The 23352-nt window shown below is 65.1% G+C and carries 23 protein-coding genes; 9 read left to right on the top strand and 14 right to left on the bottom strand.

The features are described 5' to 3' along the window. Positions 1–43 precede the first annotated feature (43 nt). From CCC_RS13945 to CCC_RS13925, 5 genes are all read left to right on the top strand, one after another. Positions 44–664 carry a sigma-70 family RNA polymerase sigma factor gene (locus CCC_RS13945; RefSeq protein WP_082036676.1) on the top strand — a complete coding sequence of 207 codons (621 nt, stop codon included), beginning with the start codon at positions 44–46 and terminating at the stop codon, positions 662–664. Continuing rightward, positions 661–1308: a ChrR family anti-sigma-E factor gene (locus CCC_RS13940; protein WP_009871055.1), complete on the top strand. Its 648-nt coding sequence runs from the start codon at positions 661–663 to the stop codon at positions 1306–1308. The genes CCC_RS13945 and CCC_RS13940 overlap by 4 nt, the downstream gene beginning before the upstream one ends. A gap of 61 nt (positions 1309–1369) precedes the next feature. Beyond that, positions 1370–1978 carry a DUF6134 family protein gene (locus tag CCC_RS13935; protein WP_009871056.1) on the top strand — a complete coding sequence of 203 codons (609 nt, stop codon included), beginning with the start codon at positions 1370–1372 and terminating at the stop codon, positions 1976–1978. Beyond that, positions 1975–2706 carry an SDR family NAD(P)-dependent oxidoreductase gene (locus tag CCC_RS13930; protein ID WP_009871057.1) on the top strand — a complete coding sequence of 244 codons (732 nt, stop codon included), beginning with the start codon at positions 1975–1977 and terminating at the stop codon, positions 2704–2706. Before CCC_RS13935 ends, CCC_RS13930 begins: the two co-directional genes overlap by 4 nt. Next, positions 2703–3125, top strand: a complete 423-nt coding sequence (locus CCC_RS13925) for a nuclear transport factor 2 family protein (RefSeq protein WP_009871058.1) — start codon at positions 2703–2705, stop codon at positions 3123–3125. Before CCC_RS13930 ends, CCC_RS13925 begins: the two co-directional genes overlap by 4 nt. On the opposite strand, the gene CCC_RS13920 is transcribed toward CCC_RS13925, so the two are convergent. The 13 genes from CCC_RS13920 to mutM form a co-directional block, all read right to left on the bottom strand. Next, positions 3094–3639, bottom strand: coding sequence for a DUF3833 domain-containing protein (locus tag CCC_RS13920; protein WP_082036627.1), 546 nt, complete (start codon positions 3637–3639; stop codon positions 3094–3096). The two genes, CCC_RS13925 and CCC_RS13920, sit on opposite strands and share 32 nt — an antisense overlap. A 3-nt stretch (positions 3640–3642) precedes the next feature. Next, positions 3643–4947, bottom strand: a complete 1305-nt coding sequence (locus CCC_RS13915) for an MFS transporter (RefSeq protein WP_041041889.1) — start codon at positions 4945–4947, stop codon at positions 3643–3645. Between the two features lie 3 nt (positions 4948–4950). Next, complete coding sequence (locus CCC_RS13910) at positions 4951–6168, bottom strand: SAM-dependent methyltransferase (protein WP_009871061.1); 1218 nt, start codon at positions 6166–6168, stop codon at positions 4951–4953. Further along, positions 6165–6941, bottom strand: a complete 777-nt coding sequence (locus tag CCC_RS13905; RefSeq protein WP_009871062.1) for a DUF1365 domain-containing protein — start codon at positions 6939–6941, stop codon at positions 6165–6167. Before CCC_RS13905 ends, CCC_RS13910 begins: the two co-directional genes overlap by 4 nt. Further along, complete coding sequence (locus CCC_RS13900; protein ID WP_041041887.1) at positions 6938–8257, bottom strand: NAD(P)/FAD-dependent oxidoreductase; 1320 nt, start codon at positions 8255–8257, stop codon at positions 6938–6940. The genes CCC_RS13905 and CCC_RS13900 overlap by 4 nt, the downstream gene beginning before the upstream one ends. A gap of 397 nt (positions 8258–8654) precedes the next feature. Beyond that, positions 8655–11105 carry a DNA topoisomerase (ATP-hydrolyzing) subunit B gene (gyrB, locus tag CCC_RS13895; protein WP_009871064.1) on the bottom strand — a complete coding sequence of 817 codons (2451 nt, stop codon included), beginning with the start codon at positions 11103–11105 and terminating at the stop codon, positions 8655–8657. Next, positions 11105–12271 carry a DNA replication/repair protein RecF gene (gene recF, locus CCC_RS13890; protein WP_041042405.1) on the bottom strand — a complete coding sequence of 389 codons (1167 nt, stop codon included), beginning with the start codon at positions 12269–12271 and terminating at the stop codon, positions 11105–11107. Before recF ends, gyrB begins: the two co-directional genes overlap by 1 nt. A gap of 11 nt (positions 12272–12282) precedes the next feature. Beyond that, positions 12283–13401: a DNA polymerase III subunit beta gene (gene dnaN / locus CCC_RS13885; RefSeq protein WP_009869237.1), complete on the bottom strand. Its 1119-nt coding sequence runs from the start codon at positions 13399–13401 to the stop codon at positions 12283–12285. 105 nt (positions 13402–13506) lie between these two features. Then, positions 13507–14895, bottom strand: coding sequence for a chromosomal replication initiator protein DnaA (gene dnaA, locus CCC_RS13880; protein ID WP_041041885.1), 1389 nt, complete (start codon positions 14893–14895; stop codon positions 13507–13509). Positions 14896–15399: 504 nt separating this feature from the next. Continuing rightward, positions 15400–15672, bottom strand: coding sequence for a 30S ribosomal protein S20 (gene rpsT, locus CCC_RS13875; RefSeq protein WP_009869234.1), 273 nt, complete (start codon positions 15670–15672; stop codon positions 15400–15402). Positions 15673–15895: 223 nt separating this feature from the next. Then, positions 15896–16672, bottom strand: a complete 777-nt coding sequence (locus CCC_RS13870; protein ID WP_009869233.1) for an enoyl-CoA hydratase — start codon at positions 16670–16672, stop codon at positions 15896–15898. Between the two features lie 38 nt (positions 16673–16710). Then, a complete protein-coding gene (locus CCC_RS13865; protein ID WP_009869232.1) occupies positions 16711–17070 on the bottom strand; it encodes a hypothetical protein in 360 nt (119 codons plus the stop codon). A 16-nt stretch (positions 17071–17086) separates the two neighbouring features. Beyond that, complete coding sequence (mutM, locus tag CCC_RS13860; RefSeq protein ID WP_009869231.1) at positions 17087–17926, bottom strand: bifunctional DNA-formamidopyrimidine glycosylase/DNA-(apurinic or apyrimidinic site) lyase; 840 nt, start codon at positions 17924–17926, stop codon at positions 17087–17089. 66 nt (positions 17927–17992) lie between these two features. On the opposite strand from mutM, the gene ubiE reads away from it, so the two are divergent. Continuing rightward, entirely contained in the window at positions 17993–18751 is a 759-nt protein-coding gene (gene ubiE / locus CCC_RS13855; RefSeq protein ID WP_009869230.1) for a bifunctional demethylmenaquinone methyltransferase/2-methoxy-6-polyprenyl-1,4-benzoquinol methylase UbiE, read from the top strand. 91 nt (positions 18752–18842) lie between these two features. Next, on the top strand, positions 18843–20384 hold the full coding sequence (gene ubiB, locus CCC_RS13850) for a 2-polyprenylphenol 6-hydroxylase (RefSeq protein ID WP_009869229.1): 1542 nt from the start codon (positions 18843–18845) through the stop codon (positions 20382–20384). Between the two features lie 150 nt (positions 20385–20534). Here the strand turns inward: ubiB and ctrA are convergent, their stop codons facing one another. Further along, entirely contained in the window at positions 20535–21251 is a 717-nt protein-coding gene (gene ctrA, locus CCC_RS13845) for a response regulator transcription factor CtrA (protein ID WP_041041883.1), read from the bottom strand. 91 nt (positions 21252–21342) lie between these two features. Between ctrA and fliI the strand changes: the two genes are divergently transcribed. Beyond that, positions 21343–22695, top strand: a complete 1353-nt coding sequence (fliI, locus tag CCC_RS13840; protein WP_009869227.1) for a flagellar protein export ATPase FliI — start codon at positions 21343–21345, stop codon at positions 22693–22695. A 7-nt stretch (positions 22696–22702) separates the two neighbouring features. After that, a complete protein-coding gene (locus CCC_RS13835; protein WP_009869226.1) occupies positions 22703–23137 on the top strand; it encodes a flagellar export protein FliJ in 435 nt (144 codons plus the stop codon). Positions 23138–23352 lie beyond the last annotated feature (215 nt).

Below are 23352 nucleotides of genomic sequence, written 5' to 3'. Positions count from 1 at the left end.
GGCTTTTTCCTTCGCCGCTATCGATGATGCTCATGTGCTCGGCATGAGGCGTCGTAGCGTGGTGGAAGGAAGGGGTAAGGTGCCCGACAAGCGATTGGCCGTCGAGCCCGGGCCGGGAGCGGAGCGTTTCAGCGATTTGCTGTCGGCGGTGGCGCAGTATGGCGACCGTCAGGCTTTTGCCTTGTTGTTTCAGTACTACGCGCCGCGTCTGAAGACCTATATGCGCAAGCTTGGGGCTGAGGATGCGGTGGCCGAGGAACTGGCGCAGGAAGCCATGCTGGCTGTTTGGCGCAAGGCGGCGTCCTTCGATCCCGGCCGGGCCAATGCAGGAACCTGGATTTTCGCCATCGCCCGTAACCTGCGCATCGACATGTTGCGCAAGGAAAAGCGCCCTGAGATCGATTTCGATGATCCGGAACTGGTGCCTGACCCGGCCCCGCGCGCTGACGAGGTCATGGCAACACAACAGAGCGAAAGCCGCGTCCGGGCCGCCATGTCCGGATTGTCGGCCGAGCAGACCGAAGTGGTGACTTTGTCCTTCTACGAAGATACGCCCCATGCCGAGATTGCGGCTCGGCTGAAAATCCCCTTGGGCACGGTGAAGTCGCGGTTGCGTCTTGCCATGAAACGCATCCGATCCGAACTGGGAGACGACCAGCCATGAGCGCGACATGTCATCCTTCCGACGAACTCCTGGTGGCCTATGGCGCCGGTTCCCTGGATGAAGCCGCGTCCTTGCTGGTCGCCACCCATCTGGCGCTCTGCCCGCGCTGCCGGGCCGAGGTTGGGCGGATCGAGGCGATGGGCGGCGCTGTGATCGAGACACTGCCGCCCAGTGATTTGGGCGCTGACGCCCTGGCCTCGGTTCTGGCGCGCCTGGACCAGCTGCCGGGGGCACCCATGCCCCGAAGCCCGGTAGTTGCGGCACCCGGCCTGCCCAGTCCCTTGCGCGACTATCTTCCCGCCAGTCTGGAGGCGCTGCCTTGGAAGCGACTGGCGGCGGGCATTGAACAGGCCATCCTGCTCCAGGCGCGCGGCATCCGTGCGCGGCTGTTGCGCATCGGGGCTGGCATCGTGGTCCCCGAGCATGGCCATGGCGGTATGGAACTGACCATGGTTCTGCAAGGCGGATTTACCGATTCCGGCACGGGCTATGCCCGTGGCGATGTGGCCATGGCCGACCAGCAGGTGGTGCACAGTCCGGCGGCGGATGGTGGCGAGACCTGCCTGTGTCTGGCGGTAACCCATGGGCCGCTGAAGCTCACGGGGCTTGTGGGACGGCTGGTCAATCCCTTTCTCGACCTGTGATGTGATCCAAGGCGGCCCGAGTGGCGTATGACAAACGACGCCTTCTGGAGGAACGCCGCCCATGCGCATGCTCGCCGCCATCCTGGTCATCGCCGCCTTGCTCGGAGCCGCCCCGGTGGCGGCTGGGCAAAGCGCCGAATTCGTCGTTCTGCGCGGCGGCACTCCCATTGGCACGCACCGGGCCGAGGTGGAGAGTGTCGGCGACGAAACCAGGGTGCATGTGAGCATCGCGCTAGATGTCGCCTTCGGCCCCATACCCCTCTACAAATACCGCCACGACAGCCAGGAAGTCTGGCGAGATGGCCGATTGACCCGGCTGGACTCCCGCACCGACGACGATGGCGATATCCTGACGCTCTCGGTCCGCAGCGTGGGCGGAGGGTTGCGGGTCGAGGGCGCCACGGGAGTCTTCACCGCCCCCGCCGATACGGTTCCCACCAGCTATTGGAATCCGGCCCTGGCCACCAACCGGCCCTTGCTGGATTCCCAGATTGGCCGCCTGCTCGACGTGATCCGGGTTCCCCTTGGCCCCGGCCGCTGGCGGCTGGAGGGCGAGTTGAAGCTGGACATTGCCTATTCGCCGCAGGGCCAATGGACGGGCCTGAGCTTCCGCCACAAGGGGGCGGACTTCGTCTATGTTCCCCGCGGTCTGGCGGATAACCGGCCATGATGACCAGGACATGGATCACCGGGGCGGGATCGGGAATCGGCGCGGCCCTGGCGCGGCGCCTTGCCACCGATGGCCATATGGTCTTTGCCAGCGGTCGGCGGCTTGCGCCCTTGGCGGAGCTTGCCCGCGCCCAAGCTGGCATCATGCCTCTGGCGGTAGATGTCACCGACCGCGCCGCCATCGCCAGGGCGGTCAGTGGGCTGGGCGTCATCGACACCGCCATTCTCTGCGCGGGCATCCACACGCCAACCCCGGCGAGAAGCTTCGATGCGGGTGTGGTGCGCGATCTGATGGAGACCAACCTCATGGGGGCGGTCCATTGCGTCGAAGCGCTGCTTCCCGCCATGATCGCGCGCGGCAGCGGCCATCTGGTTCTGGTGGCCTCGGTGGCGGGCTATCGCGGCCTGCCCACCGCCGGGGGCTATTCGGCCAGCAAGGCGGGACTGATCGCCCTGGCCGAATCCCTGAAGCTGGATCTGGACGGCAGCGGCGTGCGGGTCAGCCTGATCAATCCCGGTTTCGTGGATACGCCGTTGACCCGCCAAAATCCCTTTCCCATGCCCGATCTGATCACCGCCGAGCAGGCCGCCGAGGCCATATTGCGGGCAATGAAGACGGGGCGCTTCGAGACCGCCTTTCCCTTCCGCTTCGCTCTGGTCATGAAGCTGCTGCGCCTGCTGCCCGACCGGCTGTATTTCGCGCTCATGCATAAGGCGACGGGGCTATGAGCGCGCTGGAGGCCTGGGGTGAATTCTGGCAAGGGCTGAGCCCCGACAGCGTGTCGCGCCTGCGCGAACTGTGCGCCCCCGACATCCGCTTCGTCGATCCCTTCAACGATCTGACCGGCGTCGAGCGGCTGGAGACGCTGCTGGTCCATATGTTTCAAACCGTGGAGAGCCCGCGTTTCGTGGTCGATGACCGGGCCATGGGCAGGGATGCAGGCTATTTGCGCTGGCGCTTCTTCGCCACCCTGCGGGGGCGCTCCATCGTGCTGGAGGGCATGAGCGAGGTCCGCTTTGACGCCGACGGCAAGGTGACCCTTCACCGGGATCACTGGGATGCCAGCACCCAGGTCTATGGCCGCATCCCCGTATTGGGTGCGGCCATAAGGCTGGTCAGGAGGCGGCTTTCAGCTCCGGCTTCATGAAGAAGAGGGTGACCTCACCGATATCGAAGCCCCACTTGGAGACCTTGGCCCGATTGATCATGGCGCCGCCCGGCTGCAGGAACATCCAATCGTCGAAGGCGACCCGAAGGGTTCCGTCGCCCACCTTCAGATCCATGATATAGGCCCAGTTGAGGGCGTTGCCCGCCGACGAGCCCGCCGCGGCCCCGACCACGTCGGAGGCAAGGCCTTCATAGCGGCCATCGCCCAGTTTGCGGATGGTCCAGACGCGCTGATCGGTCTCGCCGTCATTGTAGACAAAGCGCTCGTCCAGCACCAAAAGCTCGCCATTCCATGTTCCGGTGATCTCCACCGTGAACTGCCGCTTCACGGTGCCAAAGCGGTCCTGGAACAGACCCCAGGCTTGGGTACGGCCAGCGAAATACTCTTCCAGCACCAGCTTGGGCTGGGCATTGGCGAAATCAGCAGGCTTCATGGTCGAACACCCCGTAAGCACGAGAAAAGCGGTCAGGATGAGAGCGGAACGGGTCAACATGGATCAGGCCTCCGACAAAATGGCGATGCGGCGCTGCAAGTCTTGCTGGCGCGCCTGGTCCAGCGGGAAACGGCCCATGGCGGCGACGGCCGCCAGCTTCAGAACAACCGGCGCACCGGCATAAAGCATCCCCAGGGTCAGCAGCGAGGCGGGGGAATTGAGCGAAGCCGGGGTGAACCCAACCAAGGCCAGCAGGGGAAAAGCGCATCCCACCGCCACGGTCAGGGCCAACTTGCCGGTCAGGCTCCATAGAGCAACGTAAAGTCCCGCCCGCCCGCCGCCGCCCTGGGCGGAATGCTCGTCCACCACATCGGCCAGGATGGCGGCGGGCAAGGCCAGATCCGCGGCCAGGCCCAGACCGGTCAGCAGGCAGACGCCGGCGAAGACCGGCCATTGGCCCGACCCCAGAAAAACCGCCGGGACGAAGGCCAATGCCGTCAGCAGGAGGGACAGCCGCCAGGCTGGATGCTTGCCCATCCGGGCGGCAACAGCCAGCCACAGGGGAATTCCGGCAATGGCGGCGAAGAAATAGGCCAGCAAAAGCGGCCCGGCCAGATCGGGCCGTCCCAAGCCGTCGCCCACATAGATCAGGAATAATGTGGCGGGCAGGGCATTGGCGGTGGCATTGAGGGCCTGGGCCAGAACCAGGCGGCGAAAGGGCCGATTGCGTATCAGGGGGGATAATGACGCAACCGGCCCCCTCGCGGTCACCGGAGCGGGAGGGGACTCCGGGACCAAAAACACGGCTGCGGCGACGCCGATCATCAAGATTGCCGCGGCGGGAGGGAAAAAGGCCGCCAGGGTCTGGGATTGGGGCAAGGACAGGGCGGCTGGCCCCGCCACCGCCAGCAGCACACCGACCAGGGAGAACCCTTCGCGCCAGGAGGCGATTCGGGTCCGCTCTGCGTAATCCGACGACAGCTCCGCCCCCCAGGCCTGATAGGGCACCAGCATCAGGGTCAGCCCCAGATAGAAGGCCGCCGACCACAGCACCAGATGACCGGCTCCGGCATCGGCTGGTGGCATGAAGAGTCGCCAGCCCGCCACCAGCAGCAGCGGCAATCCCGCCAGCATCCAGCCGCGCCGCCGCCTGCCATGGCCGCCGTCACAAGCCAGTCCGATGATGGGATCGACCATCAGATCCACCAGCCGCGATGCCAGCAGCGCCCCACCGGTGGCCGCCAGCCCCAGCCCCACCGTCTCGGCATAGAAAGTGGGCATATGGACATGGACGGGTATCCCCAATGCTGCCAAAGCCAAGGCAGGAAGGGCATAGGCGGTCAGCCGCAGGCGGCTCAGCCGGGGCATGATCTAGTCGCGGGTCAGCAGCAGATGGCAGACATCGATGGCCTTGGTGCGAAAACCGGCGCGGCAATAGGCGATGTAGAACTCCCACAGCCGCTTGAAGCGGGTATCAAAGCCCAGCGGCGCGATCCGCGACCATGCCTGCTGGAAGTCATGCTCCCACAATCCAAGGGTGCGTTCGTAATCCATGCCGAAGCACCGAGGCGTGGACAGGCTCAGCCCGGCTGCGTCGGCCTGGGCCTGCAAGGCGCCGGGCGACGGCAACATGCCGCCGGGAAAGACATGGCGCTGGATGAAGTCGCAGCCCCGGCGATAGGTGTCGAACCGCTCATCGGCGATGGTGATGGCTTGCAGTCCCGCCTTACCGCCGGGCACCAGCCGGTCGCGGATGGTGGCGAAATAGGTGGGCCACCAGCGCTCGCCCACCGCTTCGATCATCTCGACCGAGACAATGCGGTCGAACTGCCCGGTGACGTCGCGGTAATCCTGCAGCCTGATATCGGTGCGCTCGGCCAGCCCGGCCTCGGCCAGCCGCCGGGTCGCCCAGGCATGCTGCTCCTCGGACAGGGTCAGACCCACCACCGTGGCGCCGTACTCACCCGCCATCAACTCGGCGAAACCGCCCCAGCCGCAGCCGATTTCCAGCACCCGCATACCCGGCTTCAGGCCGATATCCTCGGCGATGGCGCGGTATTTCCGCTCCTGGGCCTGGGCCAGACTCTCGCCAGGAGAGGCGAACAGGGCGGCGGAATAGGTCATGCCCGGGTCCAGCCACTGGGAGTAAAAGGCATTGCCCAGATCGTAATGGGCCGAGATGTTGCGGCGGCTGCCCCGGCGCGAGTTGTCGTGCAGGCGATGCCACAGCTTGAGGCCCAAGCGCAGCAGCGGATGCCCCTCCAGGGGATCGCCCAGCACCCGGTCGTTGACGTCGCCCAGTTCCAGCAAGGCGGCCAGATCGGGACTGTCCCAATCGCCATCCATATAGGCCTCTCCCAATCCCACCGGGCCTCCGGTGATCAGGCGGCGCAAGGCGCGCAGGCGGTGGAGGCGGAATTCGGCCCTTGGGCCTGGAACACTGCCGGTGAAGACCCGGCTCTCTCCGCTGGGCAGGATGACGGTCAGCTGACCGGCCGCCAGCCGGTGCTCCAGCATGGAGAGAAGGAGATTGTCGGTCAGACCATGGGGAATGGCGGCCATGGGCAGAAGGCGGGACTGGGCATTCATGAAAGACCCCCTTTGTCGATGAAGGACACCAGCGATGCCGGCGGCGCGGGCTTGGAATGGAAGGAGGCGCCCTTGAGCCAGATGCGCAGCGCCTCCCAGTGGATGCCGCCCACAATCTTCAGCGGCAGCAGGGGATAGGCGAGAGCGGCCCGGATCAGGGCGGTATCGGTCAGCGGCACCCGCTTGGCCACATGAGAGGCGACCAGGATCGGCTTGGCCGTGGCTCGGTCGGTCTCGCGGATGGTGATGGCGAAGGTCTCGCTGGGCGGACGCAAGGCGAAGGCGTAGTCACCGCTGAGGCCGAGGAAGGGCGAGACGTGGAAGCATTTCGCCGCCGAATGGCGCAGCGTGCGGCGCTCATCGCCCTCGGTGCGGACCAGATACGCGTGGCGTTCGCCGAAGGTGTTGTGGACCTCGTACAATACCGCCGACAAGCTCCCATCGGCGGCATGGCAGAACCATGTGGTCAGCGGGGTGAAGGCCAGCCCCAGAAAGCGGGGGAACAGGTGAACCCGCACCGCACCGCCGGGAATGAAAATGGAATGCCGCGCTAGCTCTGCCTCGATCCAACGGCGAGGCGAGCCGCCATCGCCCAAATCCTTATCCTGGACCGAGAACAGGTTGCGCCGATTGTGGGACAGCAGCGTCAGGCCAAGCTCCGGCAACTCGTCCAGATCCACCAGCAGGGAGACCACGTCATAGGTGAAGCGATGGCCCACCGGGTCGAGGCGGTGATGCATGACCTGACCGCGATAGAGGCATGAGACCGTCATTCCGCGGCCCGCCGCATGGGCTCGGACAGCCAAGGCGCCGGGCAGCCCATGGCTTCGGCGGTGGCCAGTCCCGAAGAGAACGCATCCTCGTGAAAGCCGTAGCCGAAATAAGAGCCGCAGAACCAGACCCGGTCCGCGCCCTGAATGCGGCCCAATTGCCCCTGGGCCGCCATGGCTGCGCCATCGAACATGGGGTGGTGGTAGACGAAGCTGGCATGAACCGTTTCCAGCCGGGGCGGGGAGATGGGGTTCAAGGTGACGATGATCGGGGATTTGGCATCCAGGGACTGAAGGCGGTTCATCCAGTAACTGACGCAAAGATGCCGTGCCCCATCGGGGCCGGTGCTGCCCATATAGTTCCATGACGCCCAAAGCTTCCGCCGCTTTGGCATCAATGCCGTGTCGCCGTGCAGAACAGCCAGGTTTTCCTGATAGCCGAAAGCGCCCAGCAGACGGCGCTCGTCGGCGCTGGGGCTGGCCAGCAGGCCGAGGGCCTCGTCGGCATGGGAGCCGATCACCACCTCGTCGAAGCTTTCCCGATGACCGCCATTAGTGATGACATCCACTCCGGCGTCATGACGCTCGATGGCCAGGACCGGGGTGTTCCGCCGGGCCTTGTGCGGCATGTCGGCGGTCAACCGGCGGACATATTCGCGGCTGCCGCCGATCACCGTTCGCCATTGTGGCCGGTCGGCCAATTGCAGCAGGCCGTGATTGGCGCAAAAGCGCACAAAGCTGATAGCGGGAAAATCCAGCATGGCCGAGGCCGGGGCCGACCAGATGGCGGCGGCCATGGGAAGCAGATGGTCTCGGATGAAAGCGTCGCCATATCGGTTGGCTCTCAGATATTCACCCAGGCTAGGACCGGGCTCGGCCATCGCCATCAGCTTGGGGGCGTTGCGGTAGAACCGCAGAATGTCGGCGACCATGCCCAGGAACCGTGGTCGCACCAGATTGACCGGCTGACCGAACAGGCCGCGCAGGTTCTCGCCGGAATATTCCATGGCGCCCTCGTCCAGGGACACCCCGAACGACATGTCGGTGGCCCGTGTCGGCACAGCCAGATGATCGAACATGCGGATCAGGTTGGGATAGGTCCGCTCGTTATAGACAATGAAGCCGGTATCCACAGCGATCCGGCGGCCATCCGCCTCGGAGATTTCGACGGTGTTGGCATGGCCCCCCAGATGGGCATTCTTTTCGAAAATGGTGACGTCGTGATGGCGCGAAAGCGCCCATGCGGCCCCCAATGCCCCAGCCCCCGAGCCGATCACGGCGATTTTGCCCCCCTGGTGGAGTGATGTGTTCCGGCTCATGGAAAGTCCCCCTACGATTTTCGTCATGCCTTTAGTACGTGGTGAAGCGAGGGTTGGATCACCAGGACACGCAAATCGTCGGCTCCTCGGAACACATCATCCGCCACCCAACTGTCTGATGGCTCATGCTTCCGCAACCAAGTCGAAGACCTGTTGCCATGGGCTGGAGCGCAGTGGTTCAAATGTCTTATTCGGATCATGAACAGCCAGATCACCGTTCGGCGGTAACGTCGGCTTTACTCGTTCCAAGTCTGAAATCCGCCCATCCGTACCGCCAGCGATGCGGATTCAAGGACGCCAAAGGCCGCCCCCTTCGGAGCGGCCTTTGCATTTTACGCGTCAAAAATTAGCGCGTTATGGGTCGCGTTTGCGGGTTATAGGTCACCCGACAAAAACCCTAAACGTCCAGGTTCGAGACTTTCAGCGCGTTGGTCTGGATGAATTCGCGGCGGGGTTCGACCACGTCGCCCATCAGGGTGGAGAACACCTGTTCGGCGTCGTCGGCCTGGGCCACCTTGACCTGGAGCAGGGAGCGGGCCTGGGGGTCCAGGGTGGTTTCCCACAGTTGCTCCGGGTTCATCTCGCCCAGCCCCTTATAGCGCTGGATGGCGATGCCACGGCGGCCTTGCTCCATCACGGCGGTGACCAGGGCGACGGGGCCGGACAGAACGGTCTCGCGCTCCTTGACCTGCAGGGCGGCGGGACGGTCGAAGGTTTCGCGCAGGCGGGGCGCCAATTCATGCAGGCGCCGGGCCTCGGCCGAGCGGATCACCGCCGAATCCAGGTGGTGGGTTTCGGTGACGCCGCGCAGCGTGCGCGAGAAGCTGTAGCCGTCGCCTTCCACCCAGGTGCCGGTCCAGCCGCGCTCAAGATGGGTTTCCAGGGCGTCGAGGCGCTTGGCCAGGGCTTCGGCGATGGCCGGGCCTCGAGTGGCGTCGGTCAGCACGGTGGAGTCCAGGGCATCGGCGATGGCGGCCTGCTCCACCAGTTTGAGCGGCAGGCGCCGGGTCAGCGGGGTCAGCAGGTTCCGTACCGAGCGGGCCTGCTCCACCAGGGCGCGCAGATCGATGGAGGCCACCTGGGTGCCGTCGGCCATGCGCAGCACGGCATCGGCCAGACCGCCGTCGATGAGATATTCCTCCAGCGCCCGGTCGTCCTTGAGATAGACCTCGGATTGTCCGCGCTTGGCGCGGTAAAGCGGCGGCTGGGCGATGTAGAGATAGCCGCGCTCGATCAGCGCGGGCATCTGGCGATAGAAGAAGGTGAGCAATAGGGTGCGGATGTGGGAACCATCCACATCGGCGTCGGTCATGATGATGATCTTGTGGTAGCGCGCCTTGTCGACGTTGAAGTCCTCGCGCCCGATGCCAGTGCCCATGGCGGCGATCAGGGTGCCGATTTCGGCCGAGGACAGCATCTTGTCGAAGCGGGCGCGCTCAACGTTCAGGATCTTACCCTTGAGCGGCAGGATGGCCTGGTTGGCGCGGTTGCGTCCCTGCTTGGCGGAGCCACCGGCCGAGTCACCCTCGACGATGAACAGTTCGGACAGGGCCGGGTCGCGTTCCTGGCAATCGGCCAGCTTGCCGGGCAGGGTGGCGATATCGAGCACGCCCTTGCGGCGCGTCAGCTCGCGGGCCTTGCGCGCGGCTTCGCGCGCCGCGGCGGCTTCGACCACCTTGGTAACGATCTTGCGGGCCTCGGAGGGGTGTTCCTCGAACCATTCGGCCAGCTTTTCGCCCACCAGATTTTCCACCAGGGGGCGGACCTCGGAGGAGACCAGCTTCTCCTTGGCCTGGGACGAGAATTTGGGATCGGGCATCTTGATGGACAGCACGCAGGTCAGTCCCTCGCGCATGTCGTCGCCCGCCAGATTGACCTTTTCCTTCTTGGCGATGCCGGAATCATTGGCATAGGCGTTGACGGTTCGCGTCAGAGCGGCACGAAAACCCGCCAGATGGGTGCCGCCGTCCTTTTGCGGCACGTTGTTGGTGAAGCACAGGCAGGTCTCGTGATAGCTGTCTGTCCATTCCATGGACAGTTCCAGGCGCACCACGTCGCGCTCGGCGGCCACCAGGATAGGAGCGTGCAGGGCCTCCTTGGAGCGGTCCAGCCACTGGACGAAGGCCTGGACGCCGCCCTCATAGTGCAGGACGGCCTCGCGGGTCTCGGCGTGGCGCTCGTCTTTCAGCGTCAGGGTGGCGCGCCAGTTGAGGAAGGCCAGTTCCCGCAGCCGGTGTTCCACCGTGTCGAAGTCGAATTCGGTGTGGGAGAAGGTGCCCTTGGAGGGAAAGAACACCACCTGGGTGCCGGTGCGGGTGCCGCACTCGCCCACCACGGCCAGCGGCGCCTCGGGCTCGCCGTGGCGAAAGCGCATGAAATGCTCCTTGCCATGGCGCCAGATGCGCAGTTCCAGCCATTCGGAAAGGGCATTGACCACCGAGATGCCAACGCCGTGCAGGCCCGACGAGATGCGGTTGGAGTTCTGCTCGAACTTGCCGCCCGCATGCAGCTTGGTCAGCGCCACCTCGGCCGCCGAGATGCCCTCTTCCGGGTGGATGTCCACCGGGATGCCGCGGCCGTTATCGGTGACCAGCACCGAGCCGTCGGCGTTCAGCACCACGTCGCAGCGGTCGCCAAAACCGTTCATGATCTCGTCGACGGCATTGTCCACCGCTTCGTAGATCATGCGGTGCAGGCCCGACCCGTCGTCGGTGTCGCCGATATACATGCCCGGACGCTTGCGCACCGCCTCCAGACCTCGCAGCACCTGGATCGAACCGGCGCCGTATTCCTCGGCTCCGTTCGCGCTGGCGTTGGGATCGTTGGGGATCATGGGTTCGGTGCTCATCACGTCTCAACCTTATCTGGGGCAACGGTGGCATCCGTCACCCGGAAAAACTGGGCCCTCTCACCAAAACCGGCGAACAGCATCGCATCGGTTCCGGTCATCCAGCTTTGGACCCGAAGGGCACAAAGCTCGTCGAACAAGGCGGCGCGCCGGACTTCGTCCAGATGGGCCGCCACTTCGTCCAGCAACAGCAGCGGTGCCCGTCCGCCTGTCTGATTCTGAACCCGGCCCTGGGCCAGGACGATGGACACCAGAACCGCTTTCTGCTCGCCGGTGGAGCAAAGCCCCGCTGGCAAATCCTTTGGCACATGGCGCACGGACAAATCCGAACGGTGTGGTCCCATGGTGGCGGCCCCGGCCGCCTCGTCGCGCGCGCGCGCGAGTCGCAGCGCGCTTTTGAACCTGTCCTCGGCTTCTTCGGGGGAGGTTCCCCCGGCCAGCCAGCCCTCGATCTCGCCCTCCACCGCCAGACCGGCGGCGGGAAACGGCCCCATCCCGGCGCGGCAGGCCGTGTCCAGCCGTTGGATGCTCTCCACGCGGGCCACGGCCACCTTGGTGCCGTGGCGGGCCATGCCCTCTTCCAGCGCGGCGATCCAGCCCGGATCGGCTTTGGGCCCACCGTCGCGCGCGGCGCGCAGCAAACGGGTGCGCTCGCGCATGGCGTGCTCATAAGCCCCCGACTGGGCGCCATGACCAGGCACCAGTCCAAAAACCAGACGGTCGAGAAAGCGCCGTCTGCCACTTGCCCCCTCGATGAACAGCCGGTCCATGGCCGGGGTCAGCCACAGCGCCGAAACCAATCCGGCCAGATCGCCGGGCTTGGCGGGTTTGCCGTCGATGCGCACCGAGCGGCGCTCGTGTCCGGCTTCACGCCCCGTGCCGATCTCCACCCGTCCTGCCGGTCCATCCAGGCTTGCCGCCACCGCCCAGGGCGATCCGGCGGGCAATCCATGACGGGTGATGTCTCCTGCCCCCGCACGGCGCAGGCCGCGTCCCGGAACCAGGAAGGACAGGGCCTCGAGGATATTGGTCTTGCCCGCGCCATTGGGTCCGGTGAGGACCACGGGCCGGGCATCCGTCTCGAGGCGCAACGTCCCGTAACAGCGGAAATCGGCCAACGACAGGCGGCGCACCGCCGGCCGCGACGCCAAGTCCGCGCTGGTCACCGGTCGGTCGATCACACCCTCATGGGCATCAGCACATAGATGGCGCCGCCATCGGTCATCTCGCGCACCACGGTGGGCGAGGCGGCGTCGGCCATGGCGAAGCGGGCGGTCTCGCCCTCCACCTGGGCCAGGATGTCCATCAGGTAGCGCGAGTTGAAGCCGATCTCCAGCGGCGTGGAGGTGTAATCGGCCTCGATCTCTTCCACGGCGCTGCCGTTCTCGGCGCTGGACGCCGACAGGGTGGCGCTGCCCTTTTCGAGAGCCAGCTTGATGGCCCGGCTCTTCTCGGTGGAGATGGCCGAAACGCGGTCCACGGCCTGGGCGAAGCTCTTGCAATCGACCACCAGCACCTTGTCGTTATCGGCGGGGATCACCCGCTCGTAATCGGGGAAGGTGCCATCGATCAGCTTGGACGTCAGGACGGCGTCGCCGAAGGCGAATTTCAGCTTGGTCTCGGACAGGGAGACGGTGATCTCGCCATCGGTTTCGTCGATCAGCTTGCGGATCTCGGCCACGGTCTTGCGGGGCACGATGACGCCGGGCATGCCGGCCGCGCCGCTGGGCAGGGTGATTTCCACCCGCGCCAGACGATGGCCGTCGGTGGCGACCGCGCGCAGCACATCGATTCCGTCGCTGGCCGCGGCATGCAGATAGATGCCGTTCAGGTAGTACCGGGTCTCTTCGGTCGAGATGGCGAAGCGGGTGCGGTCGATCAGGGTCTTCAATTCCGCCGCCGACAGGGTGAAGCTGAACGGCAGATCGCCGCCCGACAGCACCGGGAAGTCCTCCACCGGCAGGCAGGCCAGCGAGAATTTCGACCGGCCGGAGCGCAGCGTCAGCTGGCCGCTTTCGGCGTCAAACTCGATTTCCACCTGGCTGCCGTCGGGCAGCTTGCGCACGATCTCGTAGAAGGTGTGGGCCGGGGCCGTGGTGGCGCCGGGGCGCACCACGTCGGCGGGCACCGCCTCGATGATGTCGAGATCCATGTCGGTGGCGTTCAGCGACAAAAGGCCACCCCGGCCTTCAAGCTTCACGTTGGACAGGATCGGAATGGTGGTGCGGCGCTCGACGACGCTCTGGACGTGGGCCAGCGACTTCAACAGCGCGGCGCGCTCGATGGTCAGTTTCATGGCTTCTGCTGACTACCCAATGTGATTCGTGACTGCCCCCCTAAAGGCAGGGTTGGGCAGTATATCACAGGCGTCGGAGTCCAAAAGCGATTTCGGGAGTGGGAATCAGCCCTGCAGCATGCGGCGCAGCAGTTCCACATCCTCGGCGAAGTTGTGGTCGCATTCCTTCAGCTCCTCGACCTTTTTCACCGCATGCATGACGGTGGTGTGGTCGCGGCCGCCGAATTTGCGGCCGATCTCGGGCAGCGAGCGCGACGTGAGCTGCTTGGCCAGATACATGGCGATCTGGCGGGGCCGGGCCACCTGGCGCGAGCGCCGGGCCGAGGACATTTCGGCCAGTTTGATGGTGAAGTGTTCGGCCACCTTCTTCTGGATCTCCTCGATGGTGATCCGGCGGTCCGAGGCGCGCAGCAGGTCGTGCAGCACTTCCTGGGTGGTCTCGAGCGTGATGGCGCGGCCCACCAGCTGGGAATGGGCGACCACGCGGTTGAGCGCGCCCTCCAGCTCGCGGATGTTGGAGATGATCTTGTGAGCCAGGAATTCCAAGACCTTCTGGGGCACGATGGCGCCCATCTGCTCGGCCTTGGACTGGAGGATGCCGAGGCGCAGCTCATAGGTGGTGGCATGGATGTCGGCCACCAGACCGCAGGCCATGCGGGATCGCAGACGCTCCTCGATGCCTTCCAGGTCGCTGGGCGACTTGTCGGCGGAGATGACGATCTGGCGGCCCTGGTCCACCAGGGCGTTGAAGGTGTGGAAGAACTCTTCCTGGGTGGCGTCCTTGCCTGCGATGAACTGCACGTCGTCGATCATCAGCACGTCGACGGAGCGGAACTGCTCCTTGAAGGACATGGTGTCCTGGCCGCGCAATGCCCGGATGAAGCGGTACATGAACTTCTCGGCCGAGAGGTAAAGTACCGAACGCTCGGGGTTGCGCTCGCGGATATGGTGGGCGATGGCGTGCATCAGATGGGTCTTGCCCAGGCCCACGCCACCATAGAGGAACAGCGGGTTGAACGAGACCTGATCGGCTTCGGCGATGCGGCGCGCCGCGGCCCAGGCGAATTCGTTGGGCTTGCCCACCACGAAATTCTTGAAGGTGAAGCGCGCGTCCAGCGGCGCGCCCAGTTCATCGGTGTCGTTGCTGGGCACGGTGGCCGGGGCGCACGGGGGGGTGGCGCGGGCCGGTTCGGCGGCGGGCGCCGGGACGGCCTTGGCCTTGGTGGCGTTCTGGGTGGCGGAAGCGGCGCGGGCGGCCTCGACCACGATCTCCACATTGCGGATGGCGGGGTTTTCGGCGCCCCACAGGGTGCGGATGCGCTCGGCGTAGTGGGTGTTGACCCAGTCGCGCATGAAGCGGGTGGGCAGGGCCAGCTTGACGCCGCCCTCGCTCGTGTCATGCAAGGTGATGGGGCGCAGCCAGGAACGATAGGCGGCGTCGCCGACCTCGTCCTTCAGCCTGACCTTCACGCGATCCCACTCAGACTTTACCATTGCCGTCCCCGAATCCTTTACCCATAACCCCACGGCGCCGTGAAACCTTGATCACGACACCGTCCCTCTTCGCACCGGCGGCGGCGCAATGCGGTGGGCTCCCCTCCCGCAACCCTCAGAGGGCTGCCCGCATCCGGCCTTAGCCTGTCCAGCATCGGCCGCGCCGAGTCATACTCCGCCGTGGCCATCCGTGTAAATATGGCGAACCATCCATATTACAAAAAGTCATCAAACGTATGTCGGCTGCTTCACATAATAACGCGAAGCAGAAAACAAATAAAAAAGGCAAAATTATATTGATTTCGCAGTGTCGCGTTATTGCGGCCAGCGAGGTTCGCGACTCTACCTAGCTGGTGCGCGACTCGCAACGTGATCGGAACGCGAACATGGAAAATTTTTTGCTTGCAATTCGGGACTCGTGGATTTGTCGCGGATTGCAGAAACGACAAAGGCCGCACCCGGAAGTGCGGCCTTTAAAATCGCTTGGATATCAAGCCATTGGCATTAGGCCAGCGGCTTCATCTCCTTGACGCGGGCGACGAGGCGGGAAACCTTGCGCGACGCGGTGTTCTTGTGCAGCACCCCGGCCTGGGCACCCTTCATGAGCTCGGGCTGAGCGTCCTTCAGGGCGGCCTGGGCAGCGGCGGAATCGCCACCGGCGATGGCAAGCTCAACCTTCTTCACGAAGGTACGGATGCGGCTGACGCGGGCGCGGTTGACCTCGGTACGAGTCTCGGTCTGGCGGATGCGCTTCTTTGCCGACTTATGATGGGCCATGGATCAGAACCTTGGAAACACGGTTGCAAATTCGAAGGCGCGTTTATATGTCCGCGCTCCGACCTCGTCAAGCGTTGAATCGGAGCCCGGCGGATTCACCGGGCTCCGGATCCAAACGGCACCTCGTTTCGGCGACCGAAACGAGGCTAGGCCCAAGGGGCCGCGCCGCTTATGCGGCGGAAGGCAAGGGCGCGAAGGCGCCCGCCCGCCGCCTGAGGGGCAATTAACGATTCTTGAAAGCAGGCGCGCGCTTCTCGACGAAGGCTGCCATGCCTTCCTTCTGGTCGAGGGTGGCGAAGGTGGAATGAAACAGGCGGCGCTCGAAGGTGACGCCCTGGGCCAGCGTGGTCTCGAAGGCGGCGTTGACCGATTCCTTGCACAGCATGACGATGGGCCGCGACAGAGCGGCGATCTTGGTGGCGGCCTTGACGGCTTCGTCCACCAGTTCGGCCACCGGCACGACGCGGCTGACCAGACCGGAGCGCTCGGCCTCGGCGGCGTCCATCATGCGCCCCGTCAGGCACATTTCCATGGCCTTGGCCTTGCCCACGGCCCGCGTCAGGCGCTGGGTGCCGCCCGCGCCGGGGATGGTGCCGATGGTGATCTCGGGCTGGCCGAACTTGGCATTGTCGCCGGCGATGATGAAGTCGCACATCATGGCCATCTCGCAGCCGCCGCCCAGCGCGAAGCCGGCCACCGCCGCGACGACCGGCTTGCGGCACTTGGTGACACGCTCCCAGCCGTCGGTGATGAAGTTGGACAGGTAGTTGTCCATATAGCCCTTATCGGCCATCTCCTTGATGTCGGCACCGGCGGCGAAGGCCTTTTCCGAACCGGTCAGCACCACGGCGCCGATGGCATCATCGGCCTCGAAGGCGTCCAGCGCCTGGCCCAGCTCGGTGATCAGGGCGGCACAGAGCGCGTTCATGGCCTTGGGGCGGTTCAGCGCGATCAGGCCGACATTGCCGCGGGTCTCGACGGTGATGTTCTCGAAAGCCATGGGGATTTCCTCTTTGCTTGGAGTTCAGATGGGGGGAGTTATTCGGGAGAAATGGTGACGCGCAGGGTCACCCCGGCGCGATCCTGGGTGGTTTCCAGCCGCAAGACCTCGGCCTCGCGGCGATAAAGCCGGTCATTGGCCCGCGCCCAGCCCAGCTGGGGCAGGGTGGCGGCATAGAATTTGAGAATGTCGGCGGGCTTGGCCGCGCCATGGGCATAGGCCTCGACGATGCGCCCCGAGGGCGAATCGAAGGACATGCCCGATCCCACGGCCTCGGTCAGGCCGGGTGGCAGCGGCAGATCCTCGTAGGCGGACAAGAACGCCTCGGCCCGCGCCAAAGCGGGGGCAAGCAGCAGGGCAAGCGCGAAAGCGGTAAGCAGATGCCGAAAACGAGCCATGGCAATGCCTATACCATCACACTTGCCGCTTCGCACAATAGAAAGTGGAGCGCCCCGCCTGGGTAATGCGCGAGATGCCGCCGCATTGTGGCGCGCCGGGGCAGTCAGGGCAGGCCTCGCCCTCGCGGCCATAGACCTGGAAGGAATGCTGGAAATAGCCCAGCTCGCCGTCGGGCCGCGCGTGATCCTTAAGGGTCGAGCCACCCGCCGCCACGGCTTCGGTCAGCACCGCCTTGATCAGAGGCACCAGCCGCCCGGTCTCGGCCTTGGTCAGGGACCCGGCGGGCCGCAACGGCGAGATGCGGGCGCGGAACAGGCTTTCGCACACATAGATATTGCCCAGCCCCGCCACGGTCCTTTGGTCCAGCAGCACCGTCTTGATGGGGCCGCTCTTGCCCTTCAGCGCCTGGGCCAGCACCTTGGCGTCGAAGGAATCGTCCAGGGGCTCCGGCCCGATCCCGGCCAGCAGGGGATGGGCGGCCAGCTCCCCCGCCTCGCACAAGGTGAACAGGCCGAAGCGGCGGGGATCGGTGAGCGTCACGCTGATCCCCGCATCGGTCACCCATTCCACATGGTCGTGGGGGCCGGGCGGCGCGTTGCGCAAAGCGCCGATGGTCATGCGTCCCGACATGCCCAGATGGCCCAGCATGACCAGCCCGTCATCGAGCCGCACCACCAGATATTTGGCGCGGCGTCCGACGCTTTCCACCCTGCGGCCGGTCAGGCGCTGGGCGAAGTCCTTGGGGAACGGCACCCGCAAGCCCGAGCGCCGCGTCTCCACGGACACGAATCGCCGCCCATCCCACACTTGGGCCAGGCCACGGGCGACGGTTTCGACTTCGGGCAGTTCAGGCATGAGGGGGAGTATAAGGTAGGCGCCACCTCGTGACACCGCGAAAATTCCGAGCTAAGGTGCCGCACCATGACCGACAGCCACTCCCATTCCGACGGCACCACCCATTTCGGCTTCAAGACCGTGGCCGAGGACGAGAAGGTTTCCCTTGTCCGCGGCGTCTTCGATTCGGTGGCGTCAAAATACGATCTCATGAACGACCTGATGAGCGCGGGCGTGCATCGCCTGTGGAAATCGGCGTTCCTCGACATGCTTCGCCCCCAGCCCGGCCAGACCCTGCTGGATGTGGGCGGGGGCACCGGCGACATCGCCTTCGGCTGGAAAAAGCGGGGCGGCGGGCCGGTCACCGTGTGTGACATCAACCGCGAAATGCTGGCCGTCGGGCGCGACCGCGCCGTGGATCGCAATTTGCTGGATGGGCTGACCTGGGTCTGCGGCAATGCCGAGGAACTGCCCATACCCGACCGGTCGGTCGACCGCTATACCATCGCCTTTTGCCTGCGCAACGTCACCCATTGGGACAAGGCCATCGCCGAGGCCTACCGCGTACTGCGGCCCGGCGGGCGCTTCATGTGCCTGGAATTCTCGCGCGTGATCGTTCCCGGTCTACGCGAGGCTTATGATGCCTATTCCTTCAACGTGCTGCCCAAGGTGGGCGGCATGGTCACCGGCAATGCCGAGGCCTATCAGTATCTGGTGGAAAGCATCCGCAAATTCCCGCCCCAGGAGGAGATGGCCGCCATGGTCGAGGCCGCTGGATTCTCCCGCGTCGAGGTGCGCAACCTGTCTGCGGGCATCGCCGCCATTCATTCGGGCTGGCGGATCTGATGCCGATGAATATCGCATTCGTCGGTATCCGTGCCGCCATTGAGGCGGCGGCCAAGCGCCCGGACGGGCGTGCCCGGCGAGGGGCGAAATAATGATCCGCTCGATCCGCAATCTCAACCGCCTGCTGACCATCGGCCGCGTCCTGGCGCGCCATGACGCATTGTTCCTGCTGGAAGACTATCTGCCCATGGTGCGCTTCGGCTCCCGGCTGTTGCGCGGGGGGCGTTCGCCGGTCAGCACGGGGCGTCCCGGCCAGCGTCTGGCCGCCGCCCTGGCCGAGTTGGGGCCGTCCTTCATCAAGCTGGGCCAGGCCCTGTCCACCCGCGCCGATCTCTTGGGCGAGGAGATGGCCGCCGATCTGTCGGGTCTTCAGGACGAGTTGCCACCCTTTGCCGCCGAAGAGGCGCGGCGCATCATCGAGGAGGAACTGGGCGGACCGCTGTCCAATTTCTACTCCGAATTCGACGACGTGCCGGTGGCGGCGGCCTCCATCGCCCAGGTGCATTTCGCCACCACCCGCCAGGGCCGCGAAGTAGCGGTCAAGGTTCTGCGCCCCGGCGTCGAGGCCAAGTTTCACCGCGACATCGATCTGCTCTATTGGCTGTCCGAATGGGCGGAGTTGACCATTCCGCGCATCCGGCGCTTAAAGCCGGTGGAGACGGTCAAGACCTTCGAGGAATCCGTCACTCTCGAGATGGATCTGCGCTTCGAGGCGGCCGCCGCCTCCGAACTGGCCGAGAATTTCCGGGGCGACGACAATTTCAAGGTGCCGGAAGTGGACTGGCTGCGCACCGGCAAGCGTCTGCTGACCCTGGAGCGCGTCGCTGGCATTCCGGTGGACGAGACCGAACGCCTGCGGGCGGCGGGCATCGATCCCGTGGACGTGCTGGCCAAGGCCGCCGAGGCCATGTTCAATCAGGTCTTCCGCGACGGCTTCTTCCATGCCGACATGCATCCGGGCAATCTGTTCATCGGCGAGGGCGGCCAGCTCATCGCCATGGATTTCGGCATCATGGGCCGGGTGGACAAGCGCACGCGGCGCTTCCTGGGCGAGATGCTGCTGGGATTCCTGTCGGGCGACTACCGCAAGGTGGCCGAAGTGCATTTCGCCGCTGGCTATGTCCCCGCCGACCAGTCCCTGGACACCTTTACCCAGGCCTGCCGCTCCATCGCCGAGCCCATCTTGGGCCGTCCGCTGCACGAAATCTCCATCGCCAAGCTGCTGGGCCAGCTGTTCCAGGTCACCGAGACCTTCGCCATGGAGACCCAGCCGCAATTGCTCTTGCTGCAAAAGAGCATGCTGGTGGCCGAGGGCGTCGGGCGCATCCTCGACCCCAATATCAATATGTGGCATCTGGCCCAGCCGCTGATCGAAGGCTGGATGCGCGAAAATCTGGGCCCCGAGGCCAAGATCCGCGAAACCCTGGGCAGTGTGGTCGGTTCGCTGGAGCGTCTGCCCCGCCTGCTGGCCGAGACCGAGAAGACCTATTCCATGCTGGTCAATCAGGGCCTCAAGCTGCACCCCGACACGGTCAAGGCCATGTTCCCAGAAGGGGGCCGCCTGCGCCGCCCCTCGCCCCTGCTGGCCTGGATCATCGCCGCTGGTTTGGCGGTGGCGTTGTATTTGAAGTAGGGCGGGACTCGGCTTCTCACCATTTGGGCTATCGCCCAAGCCCGTCCGGGGCTAATGGCCCGGCCCCATAAACCAAAGGGAGGTTTGGAGGGCTCGCCTCCAGCCGGGGCTACGGGGCGGGAGCCCCGTCGAGCGACCTTGCCCGATGCCCTATTCCGCCGCGCCCGCCTTGTTGGAATTGGCGGCGGGCAGGTCGGGATCGCGGAGCACATAGCCGCGTCCCCACACCGTCTCGATATAGGATTCGCCGCCCGTTGCGGTGGCCAGCTTCTTTCGGAGCTTGCAGATGAAGACGTCGATGATCTTCAACTCGGGCTCGTCGATGCCGCCGTAGAGGTGGTTGAGGAACTGCTCCTTGGTCAGCGTCTGGCCCTTGCGCAAGCTGAGCAGTTCCAGGATGCCGTATTCCTTTGCGGTGAGGTGGAGCGGATCGCCGGTGACGGCGACGGTGCGGGCATCCAGGTTCACCGACAGCTTGCCGGTGTCGATCACCGACTGGGCATGGCCCTTGGAGCGGCGCACGATGGCCTGGATACGGGCCACCAGTTCGCCCTTGTCGAAGGGTTTGGTCAGGTAATCATCGGCGCCCGAGCCCAGGCCCTTGATCTTCTTGTCCGGTTCGGAGAGGCCCGACAGGATCAGGACAGGCGTCTCGATGCGCGCCGAGCGCAGGCGGCGCAGCACTTCATAGCCGTCCATATCGGGCAGCATCAGGTCCAGCAGTATGATGTCGTAGTCATAGAGCTTGCCAATCTCCAGGCCATCCTCGCCTAAAGCAGTGGTATCGACCACCATGCCCTCGGCTTTGAGCATGGCTTCGATGGCTCTGGACATCAACTGGTCGTCTTCGACCACCAATACACGCATCGTAAGGTCCCCGGTCCCATCCGTCTCTACGATGTGTTAACCATACGGGGGTATTCTGATGAGTTCAAGGCGGCTGGAAGGGGCGACGTAATTGAAATTCCTGGTCCGCAACCTGATCAGCGATATTGAACGGGTCTCCAACATCCAGGTTTACGGCCAGATTGCTGCCGTTCAGGGCATGTTGCTGGAGGCCGGAGGCGTCCAGCGGACCATTTCCGTGGGCGATCGCTGCAACGTGGTGGCCCGTGATGGCCGCCGGGTGATCTGCGAAGTTGTGGGCTTTCGCCAGGGCCGCGCTCTGTTGATGCCCTATTCTCCCATCGAAGGAATCGGGCTGGGCTGCCGCACCGAGGTGCAGGATGCCGAGCCGGTGGTCTATCCCGATCGCGGCTGGCTGGGCCGCGTCATCAACGGCTTTGGCGAGCCGGTGGACGGGCTGGGGCCGCTGCCCGGCGGCGACATCGCCTATCCGGTCAAGGCCCAACCGCCCTCGGCCCATTCCCGCACGCGGGTGTCGGGCAAGATCGATCTGGGCCTGCGTTCGGTCAACGCCTTCCTCACCTGCTGCCGGGGACAGCGCATGGGGATCTTTGCCGGATCGGGCGTGGGCAAGTCGTCCATCATGTCCATGATGGCGCGCAACACCTCGGCCGATATCGCGGTTCTGGGCCTGATCGGCGAACGCGGCCGCGAGGCCCGCGAATTCATCGAGGACGATCTGGGCCCTGAGGGCATGAAGCGTTCGGTGGTGGTGGTCTCCACTTCGGACGAAAGCCCCCTGCTGCGCCGTCAGGCGGCCTATATGACGCTGACCGTGGCCGAATATTTCCGCGACCAGGGCCTGGACGTGCTGTGCATGATGGATTCGGTGACCCGTTTCGCCATGGCCCAGCGCGAGATTTCCCTGTCGGCGGGCGAGCCGCCCGCCTCCAAGGGCTATACCCCCACCGTCTTCGCCGAACTGCCCCGCCTGCTGGAGCGGGCCGGGCCGGGGACGGGCAAGGGCTCCATCACTGGGCTGTTCACCGTGCTGGTGGATGCCGACGATCACAACGAGCCCATCGCCGACGCGGTGCGTGGCATCCTGGACGGCCATATCGTGCTGGACCGCTCCATTGCTGAGCGCGGACGCTATCCCGCCATCAACATCCTGCGTTCGGTCAGCCGAACCATGCCCGGCTGCAATAACCAGCAGGAGAACGATCTGGTGCGGCGCGCCCGCGCCCTGCTCTCCACCTACGAGGACATGGCCGAACTGATCCGTCTGGGCGCCTATCGCCGGGGCACCGACCCCAAGGTGGACGAGGCCATTCATTATTATCCGGCCATCGAAGCCTTTCTGGGCCAGTTGAAGACCGAGTCCACCAATCTTCAGACCTGCTACGCCCAGTTGGCCGAGGTGCTGGGCATGCCGTTCGACGGCGACGGCATGGGGCGAAAGTAGGTCCTGAATGGCCGACAAGGGGCTGAAAACCCTCATCCGCCTGTCCAAGTGGAACGTTGATGAAAAACAGCGGGTCCTGGTGGCGCTGCAAGGGCGCGAGGACGAGATCCTGGCCGCCATTCAACATGCCGAGCAGACCCTGATCCACGAGCAGCAGGTGGCGTCCGACGACTCGGTGGGCGTGGGCTTCGCCTATGCCACCTTCGCCAATGCCTGGCTGGCCCGGCGCGAGCAGCTGATGCAGATGCTCGAACAGGTGCGCCGCGAAATCGTCAAGGCCCGCGACGAACTGGCCGACGCCTTCAACGAACTGAAGACCTACGAGATCACCCAGAAGGAACGCGAACGCCGCGCCCAGGCCGAGCGCGACAAGAAGGAACAGGCCTTCCTCGACGAAGTCGGATTGAACATCCATCGCCGCAAGGACAAGGACGAAGAGTGATCGGGGCTTTATGGGCCGGCGGGGGACGAAGGCCGGTTTCTCGGCCATAGTCCCCCGCCGCCCGTGGCCGCTTCGCGCCCCTTATGGGGGGAGGGTGGCGCGCGCATTGCCTCTTGCTTCCCACCCGTCTCCCTGAGATTGAGCGGTGGGGCTCCGTCGATCCGCTCCGGCGGAGTGGGGGGAGCTGGAGCGGCGACGAAGTGATAAGTAGAATA

This window comes from Paramagnetospirillum magnetotacticum MS-1, assembly GCF_000829825.1.
In the GTDB taxonomy this organism is placed as follows: Bacteria; Pseudomonadota; Alphaproteobacteria; order Rhodospirillales; family Magnetospirillaceae; genus Phaeospirillum; species Phaeospirillum magnetotacticum.
This window is presented reverse-complemented; position numbering and strand designations above follow the sequence as displayed.